This is a genomic window from Ruegeria lacuscaerulensis, assembly GCF_013034745.1.
In the GTDB taxonomy this organism is placed as follows: Bacteria; Pseudomonadota; Alphaproteobacteria; order Rhodobacterales; family Rhodobacteraceae; genus Ruegeria; species Ruegeria lacuscaerulensis_B.
In genome coordinates, this window is the sequence record NZ_WQGP01000003.1 from 161,047 (window position 1) to 177,327 (window position 16,281).

The 16,281-nt window shown below is 59.1% G+C and carries 14 protein-coding genes and 2 pseudogenes; 8 read left to right on the forward strand and 8 right to left on the reverse strand.

Going from position 1 to position 16,281, the window contains the following annotated elements; all coding sequences use genetic code 11:
* Positions 1-28 precede the first annotated feature (28 nt).
* The 6 genes from GOV79_RS06950 to GOV79_RS06975 all read right to left on the reverse strand — a co-directional run bounded on the left by GOV79_RS06950 (position 29) and on the right by GOV79_RS06975 (position 5,823).
* Positions 29-1,336, reverse strand: coding sequence for a TRAP transporter large permease (locus GOV79_RS06950; protein WP_170772117.1), 1,308 nt, complete (start codon positions 1,334-1,336; stop codon positions 29-31).
* Positions 1,336-1,839 (reverse strand): TRAP transporter small permease, encoded by a 504-nt coding sequence (locus tag GOV79_RS06955; protein ID WP_170789208.1) that lies wholly within the window; start codon positions 1,837-1,839, stop codon positions 1,336-1,338. The genes GOV79_RS06950 and GOV79_RS06955 overlap by 1 nt, the downstream gene beginning before the upstream one ends.
* 60 nt (positions 1,840-1,899) lie before the next feature.
* Positions 1,900-2,913, reverse strand: coding sequence for a TRAP transporter substrate-binding protein DctP (gene dctP / locus GOV79_RS06960; protein WP_170789209.1), 1,014 nt, complete (start codon positions 2,911-2,913; stop codon positions 1,900-1,902).
* 95 nt (positions 2,914-3,008) lie between these two features.
* Positions 3,009-3,620, reverse strand: coding sequence for a 3-isopropylmalate dehydratase small subunit (gene leuD / locus GOV79_RS06965; protein ID WP_170783471.1), 612 nt, complete (start codon positions 3,618-3,620; stop codon positions 3,009-3,011).
* Complete coding sequence (leuC, locus tag GOV79_RS06970) at positions 3,620-5,026, reverse strand: 3-isopropylmalate dehydratase large subunit (RefSeq protein ID WP_170789210.1); 1,407 nt, start codon at positions 5,024-5,026, stop codon at positions 3,620-3,622. The genes leuD and leuC overlap by 1 nt, the downstream gene beginning before the upstream one ends.
* Positions 5,023-5,823, reverse strand: coding sequence for a GntR family transcriptional regulator (locus tag GOV79_RS06975; protein ID WP_331252403.1), 801 nt, complete (start codon positions 5,821-5,823; stop codon positions 5,023-5,025). Before GOV79_RS06975 ends, leuC begins: the two co-directional genes overlap by 4 nt.
* Positions 5,824-5,969: 146 nt before the next feature.
* On the opposite strand from GOV79_RS06975, the gene GOV79_RS06980 reads away from it, so the two are divergent.
* The 8 genes and pseudogenes from GOV79_RS06980 to GOV79_RS22675 form a co-directional block, all read left to right on the forward strand.
* The gene (locus GOV79_RS06980) at positions 5,970-6,536 is read left to right on the forward strand and encodes a tautomerase family protein (protein WP_170789212.1); all 567 of its coding nucleotides are present in this window, start codon (positions 5,970-5,972) and stop codon (positions 6,534-6,536) included.
* Entirely contained in the window at positions 6,533-8,227 is a 1,695-nt protein-coding gene (locus tag GOV79_RS06985) for a hydantoinase B/oxoprolinase family protein (protein ID WP_170789213.1), read from the forward strand. Before GOV79_RS06980 ends, GOV79_RS06985 begins: the two co-directional genes overlap by 4 nt.
* The gene (locus GOV79_RS06990) at positions 8,224-10,284 is read left to right on the forward strand and encodes a hydantoinase/oxoprolinase family protein (RefSeq protein WP_170789214.1); all 2,061 of its coding nucleotides are present in this window, start codon (positions 8,224-8,226) and stop codon (positions 10,282-10,284) included. Before GOV79_RS06985 ends, GOV79_RS06990 begins: the two co-directional genes overlap by 4 nt.
* Positions 10,285-10,905, forward strand: coding sequence for a cysteine hydrolase family protein (locus GOV79_RS06995; protein WP_170789215.1), 621 nt, complete (start codon positions 10,285-10,287; stop codon positions 10,903-10,905).
* On the forward strand, positions 10,902-11,768 hold the full coding sequence (locus tag GOV79_RS07000; protein ID WP_170789216.1) for an isocitrate lyase/PEP mutase family protein: 867 nt from the start codon (positions 10,902-10,904) through the stop codon (positions 11,766-11,768). The genes GOV79_RS06995 and GOV79_RS07000 overlap by 4 nt, the downstream gene beginning before the upstream one ends.
* Complete coding sequence (locus GOV79_RS07005) at positions 11,749-13,137, forward strand: FAD-dependent oxidoreductase (protein ID WP_170789217.1); 1,389 nt, start codon at positions 11,749-11,751, stop codon at positions 13,135-13,137. The genes GOV79_RS07000 and GOV79_RS07005 overlap by 20 nt, the downstream gene beginning before the upstream one ends.
* Positions 13,138-13,430: 293 nt before the next feature.
* Positions 13,431-13,676: pseudogene (locus GOV79_RS22670) on the forward strand (caspase family protein); the annotation flags it as partial.
* 34 nt (positions 13,677-13,710) lie between these two features.
* Positions 13,711-13,794, forward strand: a pseudogene (locus GOV79_RS22675) (IS6 family transposase); the annotation flags it as partial.
* A 170-nt stretch (positions 13,795-13,964) separates the two neighbouring features.
* Here the strand turns inward: GOV79_RS22675 and GOV79_RS07015 are convergent.
* Both GOV79_RS07015 and GOV79_RS07020 read right to left on the reverse strand, forming a co-directional pair.
* Complete coding sequence (locus GOV79_RS07015; protein WP_170789219.1) at positions 13,965-15,029, reverse strand: ABC transporter ATP-binding protein; 1,065 nt, start codon at positions 15,027-15,029, stop codon at positions 13,965-13,967.
* Positions 15,029-16,276 (reverse strand): MGH1-like glycoside hydrolase domain-containing protein, encoded by a 1,248-nt coding sequence (locus tag GOV79_RS07020; RefSeq protein ID WP_331252406.1) that lies wholly within the window; start codon positions 16,274-16,276, stop codon positions 15,029-15,031. Before GOV79_RS07020 ends, GOV79_RS07015 begins: the two co-directional genes overlap by 1 nt.
* Positions 16,277-16,281 lie beyond the last annotated feature (5 nt).

Below are 16,281 nucleotides of genomic sequence, written 5' to 3' on the forward strand. Positions count from 1 at the left end.
AAAACAGTGTCAGCCTACGCGCAAAATGTCACAAGGACGGCAAGGTCAACGCGATCCCTGGGAAGGCGATCAGCAGCACCACAAGCAATAGCGAGCAGAAAATGAACGGGAAGGCCGAGGTATAGATCTCGCGCATCGTAGTGCCTGGTGGGGCGACGCCTTTCATCACGAACAGCAGCAGCCCAAAGGGCGGCGTCGTAAAACTGATTTCCAGCGACAACAACATGATCAGGCCGAACCAAATCGGATCGAACCCGAGCGTTTGGGCCAGCGGGAAAAAGATCGGTACCGTCAGCAGCATGATCGAGATTTGCTCCATGAACATGCCCAGCAGCAGTAGGACGGCGAACATCACCGTCAGCATCGCCAGAGGGGCCAGATCGAACGCAATCGCCCAATTGACCAGCCCTCGGGACGCGCCGGAAAAGGCCAAGAGCTGACTGAACGTCGCCGAACCAAAGACGATCAGGTAAGCCATCAGCGTTACTTTGAGCGCGCCAATGACGGACTTCTTCATCGCCTCCCATGTCAGGCAGCGAAAAACGGCAGCGAGGATCAGTACACCCAATGCCCCGAAAGCCGCCGCCTCGGACGGGGTGACAAAGCCTTTGATCATTAGAACGATGATCACGACCATGACGCCGACCATCGGAACCACCTCGGTCATCAGCAATTTCAGGCGGTACCCCATCGACATCGGTTCGACGTCATAAGCCGGTGCGGCGGTCGGGTCGATCCGGGTCTGCAGCCAGATCGTTCCGATATAGAACCCGGCCAGGATCAGGCCGGGAATGACACCCGCGATCAGCAACGCAGCGACGTCGATTTGCGCCAGCGTGGCCAGCAGAACCGCAAGCGCCGAGGGTGGGATGATGATCGCAAGGCCGCCCGTGCCCAAAATGGGGCCGATGCTCATGTGCGATTTGTAACCACGCCGCTTCATCTCGGGCACCATCAGCGACCCCAGCAGCGCGGTGGACCCCATCGACGACCCGGACAAAGTAGAAAAGGCCGTTCCCCCCAGAACAGTCACATAGCTGAGCCGCCCGGGCAATCGGCCAAGCAGCTTGTCGATTGCGTTGAACATTCGCCCACCAAGGCCGGTGTGAAAGAAAATCTCACCCATCAGCAGAAACAGCGGGATGGGCATCAGGGCGTATTTCGTCAACGCCCCCAGCCCGTTGTTGAGCAGCTGTGTCACCCCGCGCTCGCCGCCCATGAATACCCACGCCCCCAGAATATTCGCGGCCAGAAAGGCCAGCGCAACCGGCATTCCGATGGCCATCAGGAACACGATCGAGCCCAACAGCAGGGCAAGGGCCTCGTACCATTCCATTATTCATGTATCCCTGCTTCGCCGCTGTGCATCAGGTTAGGGCCAAACACAAAGCGTGAAAATTCAATCGCCATCAGCCCAAAGGACAGAGGAAAGGCGATGGTCAGCATCCAGCGGGGGAAGTAGTAGGCGCGCGTATCATAGTCCCCGCGTTCGATATTAGTCAGAACCAGATCGCCCCCCTGCCACGCAAGGATCAGGCAGACCAGCACGCAGGCAGCTGAGACCGAACGGCTGACGATCCGGCGCAGGTGCAATGGCAGAGCAGCCGTAACCAGCTCGATATGTACATGGCCCTTTTCGCGCACCAGCCAGGGAGCGCCCAGCATCGTCATATACAACAGCCCGTATTCGGCCGAGGTGAACAGCCACGCAAAAGGCTGAAGCCCTGCATTGCGCATCAGCACCGAGGTAATAACAGACAGCATAAGCCAGACCAGCAACAGCCCCGCCAGAATGGCCATGCCAAAAAGCACCGCATCATAGGCCTTTTTCATGGTCATGCCTGCATTGCCCCGAATTCCGGTCAGGCCCGCAGGGTTTCCGCGGGCCTGTCCTTGGTCTTAGTTTGCTGCGTCGAGATCGTAGAACAACTCGATCAGGCGATCATAGTTGTCGGTTCCACCCGACTGTTCTGCCATAAGGCCATTCATCCGCTCCCACGTTTTTTCGCGCGCAGCGGCAAGGTAGTTCGCCTTGGCTTCACCTTCCAAGCTGACTACGGTCATGCCTGCAGCATCCAGTGCGGCGAAATCATCATCCCGTTTGCTGCGCAGGGCTTCGACGCTGGCTTTCTCATGCTGGATCGCCACGTCTTGAAGGATCGTCTTGGCCTCATCCGACAGCGAGTTCCAGCGCTCCAGATTCACAATGACGCCCAGATCGGTCGAGAAGAAACAGGGCTCGATCCGGTAGTTCAAAAATTCGTTCCATTTCAGGTCGATCAGACCGATCTGGGTCCAGCCGGTCGCGTCCACGACACCGCGTTGCAGGGCTGAATAGACCTCACCCGTTGGCAAGTCGATTACCTGCGCGCCCAGATAGTTGGTGAAGAACGCATTATACACGTTGTTGCCGCGCAGCTTTAGCCCTTCGACCTCAAGATTGCCATCGGCGTCAAAGCTGGGCTCATTCCGGGTCCAGAGGTTGTAGCAAACACCACTGTCGAACCAGCCGAGATACTTCAGACCCATTTTTTCCTGATGAATCTGATCGATCAGCTCTATCCCGCCATTCTGGCGGGTCTCAATCGCGGTCAGGTTTGAGGCTACCATCGCGTCTTTTTCAGGCAGCGCACCGCCGTAAAAAGAGCCCGGCGTATAAACCATATCGACAATGCCATCGCGCACCGCGTCAGGTTGCTGGAACATGCCGATGGCCTCGGGGCCACCGCGCACGTCAATCTGAATGACACCTTCACCCGCATCGTTCACTTTATTAACAAAATCCAGAAAGCTCTGGGTGTAGATCAGAGTTTCAGGAAAGGCGTGCACGGCAGAGATTGTTTCTTCCGCTTTGGCTGCTCCGGCAACCATCACGGCTCCGGCGAACAGGCCAGCCAATGAGTTCAGTTTCATGAGTCTTCCTCCACATGTTGTTGGGGCAGTTTTCTGAATGCGCCCCTTGTTTTCCTGGCCTTTTGGCCTGTTGCGTCGTCTGTGCGCGACGTGGCTTATTCGCAAAGTGCAGGCCATGCCCAAGGCGCGGTCTGACTGCGGTGGTGTCGGTGAGCACGGATTGTCTGCGCGTGCTGTTGGGTCAGGTCAATGTCATCCCAGCCATTGATCAGCTTGACGCGCCATCCTTCGTCCAGTTCAAATTTCTCAGTGCGGCCTTCCAAAGTGAACCGGCCTTCGGGCAGGTCAACCGAAAGCTCTGCGGGCGCGTCTGTCAGTGTCTGAATAAGGCGTTCGTGCGTCGAATTGCTTACCCGTGCGGGTAGTAAACCGTTGTTGATTGCATTATTGGCGAAGATGTCGCCAAAGCTGGGCGCAATGACGGCGCGTATCCCAGCATCGACCAGAGCGTATACCGCTGCCTCGCGGGATGAACCGCTACCGAAATTCTGACCTGCCACCAGAATACTGATGTCTTCATGCCGATTGAGCGGGAAGTCCGGGTGCAATTCTTCATCAGCGTTGCGCCGCATATCGTGCAACAGGTACCCTCCGTACCCATCGCTACGCGGAACCGACATGAACCGCGCTGGGATCAGTTGATCGGTGTCGATATTGTCAACAGCCAACGCCAGGGCCCGACCCGTATGCTTGCTCCACCCGGCCATCACGCAGCCCTGCCCTGCAAAAATGGTCGAACATCCGTGATCGTACCTGTCACAGCAGCTGCAGCCACCATTGCCGGAGACATCAGATGCGTACGCGCACCGCGCCCCTGCCGGCCGCGAAAGTTACGGTTGGTCGACGAGGCGCAGCGCTTGCCTTCACCGACCAGATCGCCGTTCATTCCGACACACATGGAACAGCCGGATGCGGCCCATTCCAATCCGGCATCTATGAAAACACGGTCCAGCCCTTCCGCTTCGGCCTGTGCTTTGACACGCGCAGATCCCGGCGAGACCAAACCCGGCACTTTCGCACCGCGTCCGGACAAGACCAACGCGGCCTCTCGCAGGTCTTCGATGCGGCCATTTGTACAGGATCCGATAAACACCTGATCTACAGGGATGCCGTCCAGCGCGCGCCCCGCTGCCAATCCCATATAGTCCAGCGCATCGCGGGCGGCATTTGCCTTAGCAGGGTCCATCACGTCCGGATTCGGGATCGATGCTGATACAGGTAGTGCCTGTTCCGGACTTGTGCCCCATGTCACGGTCGGAGCAATGCCGGACGCATCCAGCGCAACGTCGCTGTTGAATACCGCACCTTCATCAGTGGTCAGCTTTTGCCACGTCCGGCAGGCCGCCTCAAAATCCGGGCCGTTCGGCGCATGTTCGCGGTTTTCGAGATAGGCAAACGTCACCTCATCAGGGGCCACCATGCCGAAACGCGCGCCTCCTTCGATGGACAGATTGCACAGGGTCATGCGACCCTCCATGGACAAGTCCCGCACCGTCTGCCCCGCATATTCCACTGCGTGACCTTGCGCACCACCTGTGCCCAGCATCGCAATCCAGTTCAGCGCGATATCCTTGGCCGAGACACCCGGACCCAACTGACCATTCAATGTAATCCTCATCGCCTTGGGCTTGCGTTGCCAGACGGTATGCGTCGCAAGAACATGCGCAACCTCGGTCGCGCCGATCCCGAAAGCCAAAGCCCCAAAGGCGCCGTGCGTAGATGTATGGCTATCTCCGCAATTAATCAGCAGACCCGGCAGTGTCAGCCCAAGTTCCGGCCCGACCACATGCACGATACCCTGTGTCGGATCATCCAGATCGAAAATCCGCAGATTGTGCCGGGCAGCGTTGCTGCGCAACGTCTGGATCATGCGGGCAATCTTTGGATCAGAAATCCGGCCGCGATCGCGCGTCGGCGCATAGTGATCGACAACCGCAAAGGTCAGATCCGGTTCGGCCACGTGCAATCCGCGCTCTGCCAACTTGGCAAAGGCATGGTGCGAGCCTTCATGCACAAGATGCCGGTCCACCCACAGCAGCGACACGCCATCATCGCGCCGCAGCACCTCATGCGAGGCCCATAGCTTGTCGAGCATTGTACGCGGGGCGGTCATTCCTCGGCCTCGCTGCGGCCAATGGCAGGTTCCCAATGGCGTGCTGACCCGGTTCCAACTCGCGCCAGAGGCATCTCAAGGCGGAACATGTCAGGCCGGTAAAGACCAGACAGGTATTCGACCCCATTGCCTTCGACATCCCGCACAATCCGTTTCAACGATAGCAGCGCCGAGCCAACCGCGACGCCCAAAGCCTCGGCCACGTCGGGGCCCGCAAGCGTTGCCGACACCGTCTGGTGCGCTTCTTCGATCTGCACACCACCCCGTTCCAACAGCTTGAACAACGGCGTCGTGGCCAGATCGCTTTCCGAATAATTCCGGGCAATTTCGGCAGGAACATATGTTGTCAGGTGAGAAAACGGCACTTCGTCTGTCAGGCGGACCCGCGTAGCAATCTGCACCTGCCGGTCGTCCTGAAGACCCATGGCTGTCGCCACCGCCTCGGGCGCTTTCCCATAGGAAAACGACAAGAGCCGGGCCGTCGTGCTTTGGCCCATTTCCACAAGCTGCGGCATCAAGGTGTTGAAGTCCATCGCCGCCCGCGCCCCATGCGGCGACCGGCCCGATACCCGTGTGCCACTGCCCGCGTGCCGTTCGATCAGGCCGTTGCCTGCCAGCGCCTCAAGCGCACGCCGGATGGTTACGCGGGACACGCCGAACTTCTCAGCCAGACGCTGTTCGCCCGGCAGGGTCTCCCCTGCCGACAACTGCCCCTCGGTGATCTGATCGCGCAGAGACAGGTAGACGCGCTGCGCCTTGGTTCCGTCCGGAAGATTGGCCGCTTTGATCTGGTTCACCCGATGATTCCCCTTTCCCAGCATTGGCAATCGTAAGAGGGACACTTCGAAAATCAAGCTTTAGTATTATGGGTCTTTCAAAAATAGTCTTACTATTGATGGCAAAGCTGTATTACAAATAATACCAATTGTGAGGGGTAAACGGCGTGCCAATTGTCGAGCTACATGTGATAGAAGGCTATAGCACCAAGGAAAAACAACGACTTGGCCAAGCATTGACTGACGCAGTGCGATTCGTCGTGCCTGCTCCGCCTGATCTCGTCACGGTGCTTATCCATGACCTCCCACCTGAAGACTATTACCGGGGTGGCCAGACCAGACAGCCCGCGCCAGCGAAGGATGACCCCGAAAAGATCGTCCGGGCTTTTCTGGCGGAGATGAGTGAACGCGCGTTCGACAAAGCGAAGACCCGACTGGCACCGGGTTTCGTGATGCACTTCCCCGGAGCACAACCGATGCACGACTTGTCCGAGTTGATGGACTGGGCGGCACCGCGCTATCGCAGCATCGCCAAGAGCTATGAAGGCTTCGATGCAATGCAAGGCGTAAGCGACGCCGCGATTGTCTATTGCCGGGGCACCTTGTCCGGGCAGTGGCCCGATGGGACCCCTTTCGAAGGCATCCGCTTTATCGACCGGTTCGAGGTCGCCGACAATCTGATCACGCAGCAGGATGTCTGGAACGACATCGCAGAAACAAGGGCACAGGCATGAGCGAGATTGACCCGATCACTCTTTCGGTTCTGGCAGGTCGCATGGAACAGATCGCAGATGAGATGGACGCAACCCTGTTCCGCGCGGCTTTCAACCCCATCATTGCCGAGGCGCATGACGCCAGCCACGGGCTATATTCGGCCACAACTGGCGACACATTGGTTCAGGGCAAATCCGGCCTGCCGATCTTTGTGGGCGTGATGTCATTTGCGGTGAAGGCTGTGATCGAAAAAGCTGCTGCAGATGGCGATCTGGAAGACGGCGACATTTATATCTTCAACGACGCGCATATCGGCGGCACGCATCTGTCGGACATGCGATTGGTGCGGCCCTATTTTCGCGATGGTCAGCTATTCTGCTATCTCGCCTCGGTCGGGCACTGGCATGACGTGGGCGGTGCGGTTCCCGGAAACTACAACCCCGCCGCAACGGATGTATTTCAGGAAGCGTTCGTTCTTCCGCCCGTCAAACTGGCGCGGAAGGGCGAGGTCAATCAGGACATCATCGACATCCTGCTACGCAACACCCGCCTGCCCCAATCCGCCATGGGCGATCTGAACGGCCAGTTGGGGGCGCTTGATCTGGGCGTTCGGCGAATGGATGAGCTGCTGGACGAATACGGCGCGGACACCGTATCAGCCGCGCTGGATGCGCTCGGCCATCGGGCCGAGGCACTGATGCGAGCCGAGTTGCAGGACCTGCCTGATGGCCGGTGGGAGGCCGAGGATTTCCTCGACAATGATGGCATCACGGACACGCCCCTGCGCATCAATATGGCGCTTGAGATATCGGGCGACCGGATGGTTCTGGATTTCAGCGGCTCCTCGCCGCAATGTGCAGGGCCGGTAAATATCGCTCTGCCGACGACTGTCGCAACGGCCTATGTCGCCATCAAGCATGTCTTCCCATCCCTGCCCGCCAATGCCGGGGTGATGCGGCCCATCGAGGTCATTGTGCCCGATGACAGTCTGCTTTCGGCCAAGTTCCCGGCCCCGACCGGCGGATATACTGAAACCATCTTACGAATGATCGACGTGGTCTTTTCCGCCTTCGCCAAGGCCGCGCCGGACCGGGTGGTGGCCAATGCCTATGGCACGATCAACGCTCTGTCGATTGCGGGCAAACGGTCGAACGGGCAGCCTTGGGTAATGTTCAGCTTTTACGGCGGTGGGCACGGCGGCTCGATCGAAAGCGACGGGTTGAATCACGGCAATGCGCCAATTTCCACCGCTACGATCCCGCCGATGGAAATCCTTGAAGCCGCTTATCCCGTTATGTTCCGGCAATGGGCCCTGCGCCCGGACAGCGCCGGGGCCGGGGCGCATCGCGGCGGTCTTGGGGCTGTCTATGAAATCGAAGTGTTGGAAGAAAACGGGGCCGAGGCATTTTTGTTCGGAGAACGCGGACGTTTTGCGCCCAAGGGGATCGTCGAAGGTCAGGATGGCGCGATGAACGTCTTCACTTACGAACAGGATGATGGTTGGAAAGCGCCGCCTTTGGTGTCGAAAATGCGAGGGATCAAGTTGCGCCAAGGGCAAGCCGTCCGGTTGGAAACCCCTGGTGGCGGGGGATATGGTGCCACGAAACGCCGTGCGCCGGAAGACATCGCCAAAGACGTTTCTCGCGGTTTAGTCAGCCCCGATCAGGCGGATCAGGCCTATGGTTCCGCCTGGCGGGAGGTGGTGCAATGACCGGACATATGATTGGCGTCGATGTTGGCGGTACCTTCACGGATGTCTTCGTGTTGAACGAAGAAGATGGCACCGCAACCGTCGCCAAGGTGCCCACCACCCGCCCGGATCAGTCCAGTGGTTTCCTAGACGGGATCGGACGCGAGGTATCAGATCTGTCCGAAATTGCAGTGGTCGTGCATGGCACCACCGCGGGCACGAACGCCTTGTTGGAGCGCAAGGGCGCAAAAACCGGCGTGATCTGCACCCACGGCCTGCGTGACGTGCTGGAAATGCGCCGCCGCGACCGCCCCCGCACATGGGGCCTGCGCGGTGATTTCGAACCCGTCGTGGATCGGCGCGACCGGCTGGAAGTGCCCGAGCGCACCTTAGCCAACGGCAGCATCCGCACCCCGGTCGATCTGGACGCCGTGCGCGCGGCGGCCAATCAACTGCGCGATCAGGGATGCGAGGCCGTCGCGATCTTGTTCGCCAACGCCTATGCCAACCCCGAAAACGAGACCGCCGCCGTGGCAGCGGTGCGCGACATCTGGCCTAACCCGCATGTTTCGGCCTCATCCGAAATCCTGCCGGAAATCCGGGAATTCGAGCGGTTTTCGACCACCGCGCTGAACGCCTATCTTCAGCCCGAGGTTTCGGGTTACTTGAACCGGCTTGAGAACGCACTGCACTCGGGCGGGTTCGATGGTGAGTTCATGATCGTGCAATCCAACGGGGGTGTCATGGGCGTTGGTACCGCGTGCCAATTGCCGGTGCGCACCGCCCTGTCTGGCCCAGCCGCAGGGGTCATCGCAGCCGGTTACATCGCGCAATCGGCGGGGTTCGACAATGTTATCACCGGCGATATGGGCGGCACTAGTTTTGACGTCTCGCTGATTGCCGAAGGGCAGACGATGCTGTCGGCCCAGACTTCAATCGACTTTGGCATGGTCGTGCGCAACCCGATGATCGAGATCACGACCATCGGCGCAGGCGGCGGGTCAATTGCTTGGGTCGACAAGGGGGGGTTGCTGAATATCGGCCCGGAAAGTGCCGGTTCGAACCCCGGCCCGGTGGCCTATGGGCTGGGCAATGACCGCCCGACTGTGACCGACGCTAACGTGGTGCTGGGCCGGATCGACCCTGACAATCCCATTGGCGGCAAACTGGAAAGACTGGATGTCGAGGCGGCCCGTCAGGCGATTGACACTCATGTGGGTCAGCCACTTGACCTGTCCACGGTTGAGGCCGCCGAGGCCATCCTGCGTGTCGCCAATTCTCGCATGGCAGGCGCGATCCGACTGGTCAGTATCGAACGCGGGTTTGATCCCAAGCGGTTCGTCTTTATGCCCTTCGGCGGTGGTGGAGCACTGCATGCCGGGGCCATGCTGGCCGAGGTCGGCATCGCCCGCGCCATCGTTCCGCGCTATCCCGGCGTAACCTCGGCGATGGGCTGCGTGATTGCGAATATGCGGCAGGATTTCGTACAAACGATCAACACGCTGGTATCGCAGTTGGACAGCACCGCGATGGGGGCTTTCATGCAGGATCACGTCGATCAGGGTATGGCCTTGCTGGACGCCGCCCGAACCACGTTCGAGGCACGCGAAATCTCGTTCGAGCTCGACATGGCCTATGTGGGACAAACGCACACGGTACCGGTGCCGCTGACTGTCACCGTGTCGGACGGAAAGGTCAATCCGCCGGACAGCGCGGCCATAGAACAGGCTTTTGACGCGGCCTACAACGCCACCTATGGCAGACTTCTGAAAAACGGTATGCGCCGCATCCTGAACCTGCGCAGCGCGGTTACAGGCAAACGGCCCAAATTCGAACTGTCCACGCTGGCCCCTTCAACGCGAGGCTCGGTAGAACCAATGGCAACACGAAAGGTTCACTTTGCACAAAACTGGTACGACACGGCCATTTTTGACCGTCTGTCCCTGCCAGTCGGGGCTGTCATCAAGGGGCCTGCGATCCTGACGCAGCCCGACACCACCGTACTGATCGAACCGCATCTGCAAGGCCGCGTGGATGCCTATGGTAACACGATCATCGAACCGAAGGAGGCCGAGTGAATGAGCGATCCAATCACCTGGGACCCGCAAAAGACGGCCCTTGTGACCATCGACCTGCAAAATGACTTCCTGCATCCCGAGGGCGCATACGGTCGCGCCGGGCAATCGGCCCCCGCCATAGCGGCTTTGCCCGACCGCATCGCGCCGTTGGCACGGCGGCTGCAAGAGGCCGGAGGGCGCTATTTCTCGGCCCAGTTCACGCTGGTGCCCGATCGCAATGGCGAGCCGCTGATCGCCCCACACCTGAAACAGTTGCGCCCCTTCCTGACCAAGGGCGATTTTGCCCCCGGCGGGTTCGGTCACGCATTGGTCGACGCGCTGCAACCTTGCGACTTCGTCATCGAAAAGGTTGCCTACTCTGCCTTCTACCAGACCCGGTTGGAATACCTGATGCGCGCCGTGGGGATCGAAAACCTGATCGTTGGCGGGATAGTTACCAACGGCGGCGTTGCCTCGACCCTGCGCGACGCGCATCTGCGCAATATTGAAACTGTGTTGCTGACCGACGGCTGTGCGGCCTTCCGGGATGAAGTTCATAAGGCCACGATCCTGTCACTGGGCACGGTCACACATCAACGCACCTGCGCCGAGGTACTGAACTGGTTGGAGGGCGCAGCATGAACCTGAAATCCCGCCTGCAACAGCAAAAAATTCTTGTCGCGCCCGGTGTCTATGACGGGCTGACCGCCTCGCTTGCCGAAAAGGCGGGGTTCGAGGCGCTGTATCTCAGCGGGGCCGCCGTGGCCTATACGCGGCTTGGACGTCCCGATATCGGCTTGTCCACTGCCTCGGAAATGGCCGACACCATGACCCTGATCGCGGATCGGGTTGGGCTGCCGGTTATCATCGACGCGGATACCGGCTTTGGCAACGCGCTAAACGCACAGCGAACCATGAGGCTTTACGAACGCGCCGGAGCCTCGGCCCTACAAGTTGAAGACCAGACCTATCCCAAACGCTGCGGGCACCTGTCGGACAAATCGCTGATCCCGGAGCAGGAGATGGCCGGAAAGATCGCCGCCATGGCCGATGCACGCGCCAGTGCCGATACGCTGATCATCGCGCGAACGGACGCTATCGCGGTCGAAGGCTTCTCTGCCGCGACCGACCGCGCCGAAACTTATCTTGAGGCAGGCGCGGATGTGCTGTTCATCGAGGCTCCGCAGAGCCGAGAGCAACTCACCGCCATTGCCGACCAATTCGGCTACCGCGTGCCCCTTTTGGCGAACATGGTCGAGGGGGGCGCGACCCCCATACTCGGGGCCAGCGATCTGGAGGAGCAGAGCTATTCCATCGTCATCTTCCCTGGCGGTATCGTAAGGGCGCTGGCCAAGACGGCACAGGCTTATTACCAAAGCCTTGCCGCAAACGGCTCCAACAAACCCTTTGCGGATCGCATGTTCGACTTCGGTGGCTTGAACGAAGTTATCGGAACCTCCGATATGCTGGAAGCCGGGGCGCGCTATGACGACCCCCAGAGTTGAAAGCGCCCTGCCCGACCAATTTGATCTGAAGACCGGCACTTTGATTGTCGGCGCTGGCGCTTGCGGCATGGTCGCGGCCCTGTCTGCCGCTGAACAGGCGCAAGATGTGTTAGTGATCGAGGCTGATCCGGTCCCCAGCGGCTCAACCGCCCTATCCGCGGGGTTGATCCCAGCTGCGGGCACCCGATTGCAACAGGCCGCGGGGATCACCGATTCTGCCGAGCTGTTTGCAAACGATATTCAGGCAAAAGCCCATCATCAGAACGATCAGGCATTGGTTGACCTCCTGGCAGGGACTGCCGCAGAGGTCATTGACTGGCTGACCGATCGGTACGGCCTACCCTTTTCGGTTGTGACGGATTTCGACTATCCCGGACATTCCCGCAGACGGATGCACGGCCTTCCGACCCGCTCGGGCGAGGAACTGATCAATGCCCTGCGCAGCGCCTGCGAAGACGCGGGTCTGGACATCATCTGCGACCGTCGCGCAACGGTGCTGTATCGAGACGACGACCAGATCCTCGGTATCGCTGTCACCGGCCCGGATGACCTCGTCGAAACCATCGAATGCGACCGTCTGATCCTTGCCTGCAACGGGTACGGCGGCAATCGCGAACTGGTCGCCCAACATATGCCCCAGATCGAACAAGCCTTGTGGTTCGGCCACAGCGGCAACCGGGGTGAGGCCGTTTTGTGGGGTGAAGCACTGGGGGCCGACTTGCAGAACCTCGGTGCCTTTCAGGGCCACGGCAATGTCGCCCATCCACATGGCATCCTGATAACCTGGGCCGTCATCACCGAAGGTGGCGTCCAGGTGAACCGCGACGGCCAACGCTTCTGGAACGAGGCGCAGGGCTATTCCGAAGCCGCCCGTGCTGTGCTGTCTCAACCCGGTGGTGAAGCCTTTGCCATCTTCGACGAGCGCATCGCGGCGATAGCGCGCCAGTTTGAGGATTTCAAACAAGCCGAGGCAGTTGGGGCCATCCATTCGGCAAATTCAATTCAGGACCTCGCGATCCGCCTCGCCATGCCTGCTGACTCCCTGGCACAAACGCTGCGGGACATATCGGAAGGCGGTACAGACAGGTTTGGCCGCACTTTCAGTTCACCCCCTCTGACCCCGCCCTACAAGGGCGTACGTGTCACCGGTGCCTTGTTTCATACTCAAGGTGGTTTGAAGATCGACGCCTCAGCTCGGGTGCTTCGTGCAAATGGTGCTGCGATCCAGAACCTTTATGCTGGAGGAGGCGCCGCCTGCGGTGTCTCGGGTACGGGCGACAGCGGATATCTGTCAGGAAATGGCTTGCTGAGCGCGGTTGTTTTGGGGCGAATTGCTGGGCGACAGAACGGAGCCTTTCGTAGTCGCTAAAACTTCTAGGCCCGTCATTTTTGTCTGCGCGCAGCATCTTTGTCCGGAAAAGCGCGTGAAAACCTTGACAAACAGTAATCGCTGATCGGTTTTGGCAGCGCATCTTCTTGCTGGTCAAACCGCCCAAGGCAGCATCGCGCCAAGGTCGCGCGGTGGTGCAAATTGTGCTAGGGTCAGGACCTTGGATGCTGCATATTGCTTTTTCTGGATTTTCGCCGCTCGCGCTTTTGCTGGGCCTTTTTTTGTTATGCGGACCGGTTATTGCGTTGGCGGATATCTTGGGTACCAAATGCATGGCGCCTGTGATCAGAAACGCACAATATGACTATGTTTCGAACCTTCCCAACACATCCAATAACGCGCAGGACGTCGCCGCAGCACTGGGGCGTATCCACTTTGATGTGACCGAGCTCTACGATCTGGACTATCGCCACATGCGGCTGGCTCTTCGTGATTTTTCCGACAAGGCGGCGGGGACCGATGTGGTGTTGGTCTATTTTGCCGGCCACTGGATCGAGATCGACAATACCAACTACCTTATCGCCTCCAATGCTAAGCTTAGGAATGACAGTCATAGACTTGGTCAACATGATCCGCAAAGGTCAATTCACGCCCGGATATCATCCGTTTCAACGGTTCGCGCAATTGGCAGGATAGTCACCTTTCCTGCTCAAACTACATTGCCTTCGAAGAAACTCGCGACAAAACCCGTCGCCGGGCAGCCTAACGATCCCCCTGTCTATCAGGAAATAGCCTATTGAGCGCGTCAACTCCACAACCGGGCAGAGCTATCTTTAGGCCGACCCGGACTGACCACCTCAGAATTGCTACGTCCGGTCATCGGGATTGATCGTCTGCCCTGCCGCGTCGAAAAATTGCAGTTTCTCGGGTGCAAAATGTAAGCCGATTTGTGAGCCGGCCCTAATCTGTGTGTCCCCGCCAAGGCGAACCGTCACTTTCTCTTCAAACCCGCAATCGACGATGATGAACATATCGGCGCCAAGATACTCGACCACCTCAACCTTGCCGTCGCTGTGACCAGAGCCAGGTTCGACGACACTTATATGTTCTGGACGGATGCCCAGCATCGTGGCTGTACCAGTCCGATCAAACGGGCCGCCTCCACCGTTTTCCAGCTGAAACTGATCGCCGGACACAGTGCAAGGAATGACGTTCATTTTCGGGCTGCCGATGAACTGCGCCACGAACAGGTTGGCGGGGCGTTCGTATAGTTCGCGTGGAGTACCGACTTGTGCGATCTTGCCGAATTCCAGCACCACGATGCGATCAGCCAGTGTCATCGCCTCGACCTGATCATGAGTCACATAGATCATGGTGCGGTTGAGGCTCTGGTGAAGCTTGGCAATCTCATACCGCATTTCGACCCTGAGGGCCGCGTCCAGGTTTGACAACGGCTCATCGAACAGGAAGGCGGTGGGGTCACGCACAATCGACCGACCGATCGCCACTCGCTGACGCTGGCCGCCGGATAAGTCTTTGGGTTTGCGCTCCAAATAGGATTCGAGCTTGAGGACCTCGGCGGCTTTTCCCACACGTTCGGCAATCTCGTTCTTGGATACGCCAGCCACTTTAAGCGAGAACCCCATATTTTCAGCCACGGTCAGGTGCGGATAAAGTGCGTAGGACTGGAACACCATGGTCAGCCCACGCTTTGAAGGTGGATTATCGGTGACGTCATCCCCATTGATCAAAAGTGACCCACGCGAGATGTCCTCGAGCCCACCGATCATCCGTAACAGCGTCGATTTACCACAGCCCGACGGGCCAACGAAGACGACAAACTCGCCCTCTTCGATCTTTAGGTCGATGCCTTTGATCACCTGCACTTCGCCGAACCACTTCTCGACGGATTTGAGTTCGATGCTACCCATCAGTTTCTCCCTGCCCAATGCAGCCAGACGGCGGCGGTCCATGTGAACGAATTGCCACCGGCAGGACTCCCGGTAATCGGATCGTAGTATTCGGCAAACCCGTGGCCTGCGATTAGACGACCGGTTTTCAGGCGCAGCGCTTCGGCCTCAACCCCGTGGCCCATATCCTTCAGACCGAACCCCGCCAGCATGTTCATGAACGCCCATGTTGGCCCGCGCCAATATCGACGTTCATCGAATTTGGGCGATGTGGGATCATAGCTGGGGATCGGGTGCGGAACCGTAGTCAGAACAGTTTTCAACCGGTCCAACATTTGCTGGGATTCGATGCCTGCATACCAGCACAGATAGCTTGCATTTGAGACGCTTTCAGCCCACTGGCCCGTATGCGCATCTCGGGCATCAAAGGCTCCCAACGTTTCGTTCCATAGTGACTTTGCACCGGCGTCGAGCCGGTCCACGTCAGCACTAAGGCCTTCAGCCCTGATCCCCAATTCCTTGCTGATCGCCAGCAGATCGTGGGCGGCACGTAGGGCTGTGAAACTCATAGTAGGATCGGCAACACGGAACGGGTTCTTCTCCAACAATTGCTGCTGATCCCAGCCCGCTTCACGCCCAATCTGCACCAGTTTGATGTAGCGGTCGTAGTCGTATTTGGTGGGCCGGTCGGCGCTGTTCACGTGGCTGGTGTCGCGGCGCTGGTATTCCCCTACGTCCGAGGCATCAATGCCCGCCATCGCGCCATCCCAGTCCGGTGCATTGTCACGCCCTGCCTCCCACGGGTGGGTGGTGCAGACCGCGCCTTGATCATCAAGACGCCATCTCATAAACCACTGATGCCAAGCCAACATGGCCGGGAACAGGGCGCGGAGGCGGTCTTCACCAGTCGCGGGGTCTTTCTCCCATATCCGCCGCGCCATGGTGGCCGCCAGCGGTGGCTGGGTTACGCCAGACGAGGCAATTGGCCCAGTTCCGCCCCAGACATCCGGCCCGGGAAAATAGCCCGGATCCGGTTTGTGAAACAGGATATGTGGGAGCATTCCGTCATCCCACTGGCCCGAGAACAGCGTCTCAAGCTCAGTCCAGGCACGGTCGATATCGAACTCGGCAAAACCCAGCGCGGCGACCGCGCTGTCCCAGTTCCACTGGTAGGGATAGAGCCCGCTGGTTGGGATCGTATAGCCGCCCCGATCGTTGGCAATCAGGATATTGCGCGCGGAATCCGTCGGCGAAGTAAAGTGGTTCATGTCTG

Coding starts and splice junctions, on each gene's coding strand:
- GOV79_RS07015 (WP_170789219.1), bottom strand. CDS start 15,029: ATGGGTAGCATCGAACTCAAATCCGTCGAGAAGTGGTTCGGCGAAGTG.
- GOV79_RS06955 (WP_170789208.1), bottom strand. CDS start 1,839: ATGACCATGAAAAAGGCCTATGATGCGGTGCTTTTTGGCATGGCCATT.
- GOV79_RS06995 (WP_170789215.1), top strand. CDS start 10,285: ATGAGCGATCCAATCACCTGGGACCCGCAAAAGACGGCCCTTGTGACC.
- GOV79_RS06950 (WP_170772117.1), bottom strand. CDS start 1,336: ATGGAATGGTACGAGGCCCTTGCCCTGCTGTTGGGCTCGATCGTGTTC.
- GOV79_RS07020 (WP_331252406.1), bottom strand. CDS start 16,276: ATGAACCACTTTACTTCGCCGACGGATTCCGCGCGCAATATCCTGATT.
- dctP (WP_170789209.1), bottom strand. CDS start 2,913: ATGAAACTGAACTCATTGGCTGGCCTGTTCGCCGGAGCCGTGATGGTT.
- leuC (WP_170789210.1), bottom strand. CDS start 5,026: ATGACCGCCCCGCGTACAATGCTCGACAAGCTATGGGCCTCGCATGAG.
- GOV79_RS07000 (WP_170789216.1), top strand. CDS start 10,902: ATGAACCTGAAATCCCGCCTGCAACAGCAAAAAATTCTTGTCGCGCCC.
- GOV79_RS07005 (WP_170789217.1), top strand. CDS start 11,749: ATGACGACCCCCAGAGTTGAAAGCGCCCTGCCCGACCAATTTGATCTG.
- leuD (WP_170783471.1), bottom strand. CDS start 3,620: ATGGCCGGGTGGAGCAAGCATACGGGTCGGGCCCTGGCGTTGGCTGTT.
- GOV79_RS06985 (WP_170789213.1), top strand. CDS start 6,533: ATGAGCGAGATTGACCCGATCACTCTTTCGGTTCTGGCAGGTCGCATG.
- GOV79_RS06990 (WP_170789214.1), top strand. CDS start 8,224: ATGACCGGACATATGATTGGCGTCGATGTTGGCGGTACCTTCACGGAT.